The sequence below is a fragment of the Burkholderia sp. Bp8963 genome (genome assembly GCF_003854275.1).
GTDB lineage: Bacteria > Pseudomonadota > Gammaproteobacteria > Burkholderiales > Burkholderiaceae > Burkholderia.
The window spans coordinates 1-8,998 of the sequence record NZ_QTQP01000103.1 but is presented as its reverse complement, the minus strand read 5'-3'; the positions used below and the strand labels follow the sequence as shown (position 1 = coordinate 8,998).

Here is an 8,998-nt window from a genome sequence, read left to right as displayed (position 1 = left end):
GCGCGCAAAGGCGACGGCGAACCTGGCGTCAAAACCATCTGGCTAGGCATGCAGCGAATAGTGGACTTCGTTGCTGGCATCAGGTACATGCGCGAGATTGAGCATCAGACTTGTGTGTAATGGAATGGGGCAAAGCGGCTTCCGAACCCGGCAAAGAGCTCTTTGCCTTCTTGCCGGTACGCGATTTCGGATTCCGATTCTACATCCAGGCTGATTTCCTACTTAGTTCGAGCCGGGAGGATGTGCTGGATAGTCGGCCTTGGAACCAGACACTCAGAGATTCCATCGCTGCAGCATTCGTGCGAGCGGTCGAGCAGATTCGGAATACTCCGAATTCGATTGTAGGCTATCTAAGATACCTACCCGAGGGCACCGAAATTACCCATAGATTCTTCGCTCCTGTCGTTGACCAACTCTTCGCAGCACTGTCGGAAACGGAATGCATCCCGTGCGCGACAGGGCAATGGCGAAAGCCGGCAGATGTCTTGCTGCCTCCAGCACAGTTCGCGCAACTTGTCTCAGCCGAAGATTCCCTGCGTCTGTTTGGAAAAGATTATCCCGCCGATGATGTCGGTGTGAGTCGAGACCAGCTAAAGGCGCTCGGCTGCCGCGATTTGATGGGCGCAGACATCGTGATGATGTTCAGCAAGTACGGGGAGTGGCTGTTAGAACAGGGTCTGGAATGGATGGTGGAATTTTATGACTTTGTTGCCAGCGGCAATCGCACAGTCTTGCTTGAGTGCGGCTTGGCGGATGCGCCCGTAGTTCTCGATGCGAAAGGTCAACTGCTCTCGCCGAAGACCTCGGCGATCTTTTACCCACTCGCTGTCGGTAAGGTATTCGGGTTCGAGCAGGACCTCGATATTTGCCACGAGACGGTCGCGAATGCGATAGCGGCAGGTCGCACGAGCGTCCGTAGTTTATTTGATGATCTTGGGGTTAGGCCGGCAGACCCGTATCAGCTGATAGTGAAACATATCCTGCCGAAGCATGAGGGCGATGGCTGGAAGAGCGCAAGCCAACGGTCGAAAATTGGTCATTTGCGTTACATCAAGGAAAAAAGGAGTGAGTTCCTCGCGGGGGCCAGAGCTACTGGGGAGAGAGAAGAGGCGGTATGGAAGAAATTGTGCGAAATCCTCTGGATCGGTTCGAAGGCGCGCGACCAGAGGTGGACTTTCTGGAGGCCGGCGCAAATGTATCTTTCGTCGGAGTATCTTCCCGAGTTTGATATCGAGAATTTGCTCGGTGATGGGATAGACAAATCCCGCCTTGTCTCGCCTCTCTATCTGCAGCCCGCCGACAGTACCGTTACGAATGACTCTCATGAGATTGCCGACTGGAGAGCGTTTCTGCTGGCACTAGGGGTTAATCCATCTCCACGTATCATGCGGAGGGCAAACCAAGACATCGATCCCAGCGATGAGCTGAAGTTATTGCTTGAGCACCAGAGCATCGACGTACGAAGATCAACGCTCGAATGCCTGGATCGAAACTGGAAACGTTACCCATCATCTCCAACATTTACGCCCAGCGGAAAGTGGTCTACACAGCAATATACTCTGATCAAGCAACTGCGGGCGACAGTTGCGCCGACCAAGCGTCGAACGTCGACCAGGCTGGACCAGAGTTTTTGCGACACCCAAGAATTGCGTGACGCTCTCGGTAACAGTCCCTGTTACGTCGACGCAGATCTAGAGGATATTGCTTTCATGGGCGCTTGTGGTATCCGGCATCAACCGGATATTGCTACCTGTGTTGGCCGTCTACTGCAATTGAAAGAACGGGACAAGTGCACCTTCGACGAGGTACGTCCTATCTATCGATTCATGGAGCACCTCTGCGCCACAGCGTCGGTGGCGGTCAAGAGTGCCTTCGAAGATAACCCCATCATCTTGACGGGAGGAGAAGCAAATCGATGGAAACGTGTGTCTGAAGTAGTGTGGTCACGACAAGGGGAGTTTCTTGACAGACTTTACCCGTCGATTCAAGCGCACTATCGTGACTATCAGGCGTTCTTTGTTAGTAGGCTGGGTGTGCCGCTCGATGTGCCGACGGCAGGTCTGATTCGCGCGCTACCACTGCTTGAAGAGGCGGACCTGCGAGCAGAATCAAAGGTGGGTGAGGCAATGCGGATCTATAGCAGGGCGAACCACGAAATCGACTCTGGTAATGGCGATGGCTCCCTTCCAGCATGGCTTTCCGTGTTTTGTTCGGGGCAGTCTTTCCTTTCCCATCGAGGGAGAATGGTACGCAACGTTGGACATCTCTTTGTTGATGACAAGCCTGAAATTTCCGCATTGTTTCGTGACGCCCCGGAAATCTCGTTCGTTGCTATACCCATCGCGCGGTTGCCACAGGTTCGCGCCTTGTTTTCTGCTGCCAAGGTGCCGACCCTTTCCGCGAGCGTTTCGCTCTCTGTCTTCCCGGTCGAGGGTGAGACAGATAACGTTGCGTTGACACGTCGTGTGTCGGAGCGACTTTTGCTTATAGCGCGTTTTGTCTATTCGTCGGCTCATGCAGCGTATGTCCGAGCAAATCAGGGGGGGAAGTGGGCGGAACTTTCAATGGTTGTGGTAGTTGACGTAGGTGCATTGGAAGTTCATGTCGAGCTTGGTGGTGCGGTAGCTCGTACGACCGGCAACGTCCTGATGGAGCAAGGGAAAATATTTGTAAGACGCGGTAGCAAAGGCGTCGTTGACAGGCTCGCATCTGAAATTTGTGCTTTCCTTGGCGTGCCGTCGGGCCTTGCCGACGGTGTAAGCCGTATTCTGTCGGAGCAGCATATGGCGGGAGCCGAGGAATTTTTGGAAGTCAAGGGAGTCAGGGAGCTGCCGGCCGAGGAACAAAGTCGATTGTTCGAGCAGAGTTCATCACGTACGCATGAGCCGAGCGCAGCCGATAGCGAGGTTAGTTCCGACGTAGAGCCTCTTGGTCACGCCAAGACATCGAACGCGGCGCGACCGCTCGCCGCTACCGCACGTGCTCCGAGCTCTGAAGCGGCGCCGAAAACTAGCGAGGGTGGTCCATCCCGGGCACCAGCTTCGACCTTGCATGCATACGGAGGTAGTCCGTCAGACGAAAATGTTGCCCGGAGCTCGGCCACTGTGAGTCTTTTGCCGGGATCGGGCACGACTGGTTCAGCCGTGGATTCTGCACCGACGTCGACCGCTGCATCAGCACTTCCGCCTTCGAATGGTGGTGTGATCGCATCGAAGTTTTCAGGGATAAACTTTTCGCCAGTCCGCCGGGGCACTCCTGTCCCCTCGAGCATACGTACTTTCGGCCTCGCCAGGCCCTGGCGAGGGGGGGCAGACAAAGGACGGAGACTTGTCAGTTATGTCGAGCCTTCAACGAGGGCTAGCTCGTCTAGTACTGTCGAAGAAGACACCATTAAGGCGGTGGAGAGAGCAGCGGTCGATTTCTTTCTCAGCAGCCAGGCGGCGAACTGGACCTCCCTAGAGGAGATGCCTCCGCTTAATAAGGGTTATGACGTTCGAGGTATCTCGTTTGATGGTAGCGAGCACTTCATCGAGCTCAAAGGACAAAGTGGGGCGTGGACGGCAGCAGGTGTCTCCATGACACCGGCCGAGCTGCTGTGCGCAGCTGAACACAATGACTGTTATTGGCTCTGCGTTGTCGAACATGCCCTGGACGAAAATCGCCGCCGACTGTACATCATACAGAATCCATTCGGTGGTGCAGGTCAGTTCCGATACGATTCGGGCTGGAAGGATGTAGCTATTTCCGAGCGAAGCGCCGCTCTTACGCCAGCTGCAGGGCTAAAAATCGTCGTGAAGGATGTTGGCGAAGGCATGGTTGCCGAAGTGGTGAAGAAGGGCGGAGCATTCTCGCGGATAAAGATAAAGTTGGACGATGGACGGGAGATCGTCCGGGTATTCAATCCAGCAACGATGCAACTATCAAGGGAAGAAGATGGCAAGGATGAGACCTGAGCTGAGAGAAGAACAGCTTGAACTGTTGTCTTCGCGAGCAGAAGCAAAATTTTACAGAGCTTGCCGTGATCAGTTGCCAGATGAGGTTACCGTCATTCACTCAGCTTCATGGATCTACAAAGATGGCAGGGGGAAGCTGCGTGAGGGCGAGGCTGACTTTACGATAGCGCTTCCGGACGGTGGCCTGTTCGCCATTGAAGTGAAAGGAGGCGGAGTTTCGTTTGACGCAACTACAGCGTGCTGGTCATCGATTGACCACCATGGGGTCGCCCACGAAATAAAGGATCCGTTCCGACAAGCACAAGGTGAAAAGTACGCGCTACTTGACCAGATCACGGGCGATCCGAAGTGGCGCAACTGGACAGGACAGCGGGTGATTCTTGGACATTGCGTGATGTTTCCCGACCTGGACAACGTTCAACTTCTTGTGTCATCGGACCGACCCCGGCAAATCATCGGGGGGCGCGCTGAACTTCAAGATCTTGCACGCTGGCTTTCGAGCGTGAATGCGTTTTACACGGAGAGCAATACTCAGCCTTTGGGAAAGAAAGGGGTTCAGCTCGTTGAAGACATTCTTTGCACTTCCGTGGACGTGCTCCCTCTGCTGCGCTCTGTGCTTGATGATGGCGAACGAGTGCGTATCAGGCTGACGGAGCGTCAAGCGAAAATCCTGCGTACGATCGGCGTCCGTAAGAGGGCCGTGATATCAGGTGGCGCTGGCACCGGGAAGACGCTGATCGCAGTTGAAAAGGCACGTAAGCTCGCGGCCGACAACGCACGTGTATTGCTGCTCTGCTACAACAGGCCCCTCGCGGATGTCCTGGCGCTCTCGCTAACTGACGTACCGCAGGTTGAGGTCATGGGTTTCCATCAGTTTTGTGATCGGAGACGGCAACTCGCATACGAGGCTACAGGGCGAGATCTGTATCGTGAGGCGGAAGAGGCCTTCCCTGGCGACGACCAAACGACTAGATTCGAGTGTCAAATGCCGTATGCGCTTGCGCTTTCCTGCGAAATTTTGACTGATGATGTCTACGACGCGGTAATCGTTGACGAGGCGCAAGATTTCAGCGACGAATACTGGTTCTCGATCGAAGAGTTGCTGAAAGATCCGAAGGAGGGGGTTCTGTACCTCTTCTATGACCCGAATCAAGCACTATACAAACGGCACGCGAACCTGCCGGTCGCCGAAGAGCCGTTTTACCTTACTATAAATTGCCGGAATACGGCCCCCGTGCACGAAAAGGCGTATGCCTTCTATAACGGTGAGCCGGTCGATTCGCCAGAGCTTCCCGGACCAGAAGTTGAGTTCGAAACCGCCGAGTTAGATGAGGAACAGGCGAAACTGATATTCACTCGGTGCCAGCGCTTGCTGCAGGAAGGTAAGGTCTCACCAGAGAACATCGTGGTTCTGCTGGCGAAGGCTCCGAAGTTGGGGCTCTTTGAGCGCCTCAATCAATGGATTCTGCCTGGCGGTGTCAAGTGGTCCCTCGAACAGCGCATACGAAATACGATATTTGTTGATACAGTGAATCGGTTCAAAGGGCTCGAGGCTCCAATCGTTATCCTCTGGATTGGCAGCGAGTCCCTCCTGAGGGAGAATCACGAGACGCTGTATGTAGGGATCTCTCGTGCGAAGCACCTATTGCATGTCGTTGGCGGGAGCGACGTGAAAGCGTTTCTGTCCGTGCGCCCACGGGAATAGCGGCTGGAGAAGCATGCTGCGTCCGTTTTGTCGATGACTCGCTGCGTTGTGCGGAGCATAGGCCCGAGAACGACGCGAGTCGTATGACGCATTTCGACTGTCAGCGCGGAATCACCAGACTTTTTACCGCGAAATGATTTCTCCGGTGAGCTTATTACCGCGTTGGCGACGGACCGTGTGCGTACCATGCCGTGCCGACCTCCTTGGGGCCGTGGGCTTCAGGCTCCTGCTTAACTTCCTCCAGGACGCAGGCCGGATGCCCTGGCACAATGAATTTTGGGGTCGCCGCAGCGCGGACATCATTCACTAATGCGCTGACGTGCTCTTTCGCGTACGTGTACAGGGTGGCATCTGGTCCGAATGGACTGCCCGGTGTCGCCCTATCTCTGCCGCCAAGGTAGTCAGCCTAAGCGGCTGCGTGGGCTTTGTCGATTTTTCTTTCGTTGATGCCGCTTGTTGTGACTCTCGTCCGCACTGACGGAGCGCACAATCGAGGCCAATGTGCGCGTCGCGTCGGACCGGTTCTCGGCAGTATTCCATAGCAGACCTGGTACTCGCGTTGGTGTGGGACTTTCCAATGGGATCATATGGACGTCGTCGCGTTTTATTGCGTATTCCGATACTATCGTAGCTAGGTCAGACCTTGCAATTACCCACAAAGTTCTCACGAAGTCTGTTAACCTCGGATCACTGAGGACAACTATGAAAATCAATGGAAGGGAACGACTTCGCGGATGATCAGACGTGGCTGGACGGAGAGACAGCGCGAAGTGAGTTTCAGGGCGAGAGGCTGCGCAAGCGCTTTCGAGTCTTGTTGGAGCGATTGTGGAAAGGTATGGGACAGACCATTCCTTTTGCCTGCCAGGACTGGGCAAACGCGAAAGGCGCGTACCGCGTTCTATCCAACGACCGAGTAAGCGAGCAGGATATCTTGGGAGGGCACTTCCGAGCGAGCGCGGAACGCTTCAGGGCAACCCAAGGCCCGGTCCTGGTGCTTCAAGATACGACGACATTTTCCTATCAGCGTGAGCGGCCTGAACTTATAGGATTTACGGGCAAGACGGTAACCAGAAAGGGGAAGAACGGCCTGCTTCGCCCGCTGACGCAATGTGCATTCTGATGCATTTGGTTGTCACCTCCGAAGGATTGCCGCTGGGTTTGGCGGCGGTGAAGTTCTGGACCCGCAGCAGATTCAAGGGCACAACGGCGCTGAAGCGGCATATCAATCCCACGCGAGTACCCATTGAAGAGAAGGAAAGCTATCGCTGGCTTGAGAACATGCGCCAGTCAACGGCGTTGCTCAATGACCCGGTCCGTTGCATTCACGTTGGTGATCGGGAAAGCGATATCTACGAACTGTTTTGCACAGCGCACGACCTGAGCACTTACTTTCTTGTGCGAACCTGTGTCGACCGGCTCGCGGGCGACAGTCAGCACACCATCGCAGACGAAATGGAACAGGTTAAGGTCAAAGGACTGGATCGTGTCGAGATTCGCGACGCGAAGGGGCATCCGATGGCCGTAACCCTTGCGCTTCGTTACCAGCGAATGACGGTGTTACCGCCCATCGGCAAACAGAACCGCTATCCGGCGCTACAACTCACGGTGATTCACGCACATGAGCGCGATGTGCCGCCCGATCGCCCAGGCATCGAATGGAAGCTGCTGACCAATCTCCCTGTCCGATCACGCGCCGAGGCAATCGAGAAGCTCGACTGGTACGCCATGCGCTGGAAGATCGAGACGTTCCACAAGATTCTCAAGTCCGGATGCAAGGCAGAGGACTCGAAGCTGCGCACGGCCGATCGGCTTGCAAATCTGATCTCCGTATTTTGCATCTTAAGCTGGCGCATATTTTAGCTGACCATGATCAGCCGGTGTGCGCCACAAACTCCACCCGACGCGGTATTCACATCAACGGAAATCGCGTTACTCGAACGCGTAGTCCCCGACTTGCCGCTCACCGCGCGGGCGCCACCGCTCCTGCGAAATTTGATCAAGGTTGCGCGGCTCGGGGGCTATCTGGCCCGAGCCGGCGAGTCGCCTCCAGGTAATACGGTTATGTGGCGCGGTATGCGGCCTCACCGACATCCAGCTGGGATATGAGCTCGCCATTAACCGAAGTGGGTAATTACAAGCTTGGTTTGACGCTTACACAGTTTGGGTGTCGGCGGTGTTTAGGGCGTAGGAGCGTGCCGGCCGGCGGCGAGCTGGGTCGGAGAATTCAGAAGGCACGGCTCCTGGAGTAATATTGGGGGCATAACAATGGAGTGGGCTGCACCGCATACTCATGCGGTGTGCCTGATACACCTTGCCACTACGCGGAGCCGGGCCGGTGTCAAAAGAGAACGCCGAACGAATTCACAAGATTGTGCAACGCATCCGCAAGCACGGGGCGGTCACGATTGAAGAGCTGATGATCGACCTCGAGGTGTCGCGCGCGACGCTGAAGAGGGACTTTGATGTCTTACGGGACCGGCTTGGCTGCCCCCTTGTGTGGGATAAGGGGAAACGAGGCTATGTAATCAGGGATGACCAGCTTCCGGGTGGCGGCCCGTTCGAACTTCCAGGCCTCTGGTTCAGTTCATCTGAAGTCCACGCGCTGCTCACGATGTTACACCTTCTGCAGGGCGTGCAGCCCGGTTTGCTGGAAGAACACATTGGGCCGCTCAAGGCACGTCTTCGCGAGATGCTCGGTCAAGGTGCGTATTCGGCCAAGTCAATCGACCGGCGTGTCAGGCTCATCCATTTCGCGAACCGGAAATTGGATGCCCGGAATTTTCAGCTGCTGGCTGGCGCTGTTCTCGACCGCAAGCGCCTTTGCATCCGGTACTGGAATCGGGAAAAGCATGAAGCGACTGAGCGCGAGATCTCACCGATCCAACTCGTGCACTACCGGGAAAACTGGTTACTGGACGCGTGGTGTCACACGCGCGATGCGCTCAGGTCATTCTCACTGGAGTCGATCGAGTCGGTCTATGTCGTTGACAAGGTAGCAATCGAGGTCGACGATTCGACGATGGCAGAACACTTCCAGGGAGGGTATGGAATCTTTGCCGGGAAGGCATTGCATATGGCAAAGCTGAAATTCTCCGCTCAACGGGCGCAGTGGGTCTCGCAGGAGGTGTGGCACGAAAACCAGACCAGCACGTGGCTGGAAGATGGCAGCTACCTGCTGGAAGTGCCGTATTCGAACGACCAGGAACTCTTGATTGCGTATTCCGGCGATCGTGATCAGGGATTTCGGCGGATCATGATCGCTGATTCCGAACGATCGTGATCAGCCATTTCCGTCGAACGTGATCGCTGATCATGGGTTTCCGAAACGAGTGATCACGGA

At 55.5% G+C, this 8,998-nt stretch carries 6 protein-coding genes; all 6 read left to right on the top strand.

Annotated elements, in window-relative coordinates; genetic code table 11:
• On the top strand, window positions 1-120 hold a 120-nt coding region (locus DID96_RS36990), incomplete at its 5' end, for an IS4 family transposase (protein WP_148094511.1).
• Window positions 120-3,953 (top strand): DUF3883 domain-containing protein, encoded by a 3,834-nt coding sequence (locus tag DID96_RS36985; protein WP_124604187.1) that lies wholly within the window; start codon window positions 120-122, stop codon window positions 3,951-3,953. The genes DID96_RS36990 and DID96_RS36985, both read left to right, overlap by 1 nt.
• Complete coding sequence (locus tag DID96_RS36980; RefSeq protein WP_185732492.1) at window positions 3,943-5,658, top strand: ATP-binding domain-containing protein; 1,716 nt, start codon at window positions 3,943-3,945, stop codon at window positions 5,656-5,658. The genes DID96_RS36985 and DID96_RS36980 overlap by 11 nt, the downstream gene beginning before the upstream one ends.
• A 712-nt stretch (window positions 5,659-6,370) precedes the next feature.
• The gene (locus tag DID96_RS38715; protein ID WP_221624638.1) at window positions 6,371-6,778 is read left to right on the top strand and encodes a transposase DNA-binding-containing protein; all 408 of its coding nucleotides are present in this window, start codon (window positions 6,371-6,373) and stop codon (window positions 6,776-6,778) included.
• Window positions 6,778-7,518, top strand: coding sequence for an IS4 family transposase (locus DID96_RS38710; RefSeq protein WP_221624637.1), 741 nt, complete (start codon window positions 6,778-6,780; stop codon window positions 7,516-7,518). The genes DID96_RS38715 and DID96_RS38710 overlap by 1 nt, the downstream gene beginning before the upstream one ends.
• A gap of 475 nt (window positions 7,519-7,993) precedes the next feature.
• Window positions 7,994-8,938 (top strand): YafY family protein, encoded by a 945-nt coding sequence (locus DID96_RS36970; RefSeq protein ID WP_260464164.1) that lies wholly within the window; start codon window positions 7,994-7,996, stop codon window positions 8,936-8,938.
• Window positions 8,939-8,998: the final 60 nt, after the last annotated feature.

Bases quoted from the DNA above. Each gene is read 5' to 3' on its own strand.
- DID96_RS36985 (WP_124604187.1), top strand. From the start codon at position 120: ATGGAATGGGGCAAAGCGGCTTCCGAACCCGGCAAAGAGCTCTTTGCC.
- DID96_RS38710 (WP_221624637.1), top strand. From the start codon at position 6,778: ATGCATTTGGTTGTCACCTCCGAAGGATTGCCGCTGGGTTTGGCGGCG.
- DID96_RS36980 (WP_185732492.1), top strand. From the start codon at position 3,943: ATGAGACCTGAGCTGAGAGAAGAACAGCTTGAACTGTTGTCTTCGCGA.
- DID96_RS38715 (WP_221624638.1), top strand. From the start codon at position 6,371: ATGGAAGGGAACGACTTCGCGGATGATCAGACGTGGCTGGACGGAGAG.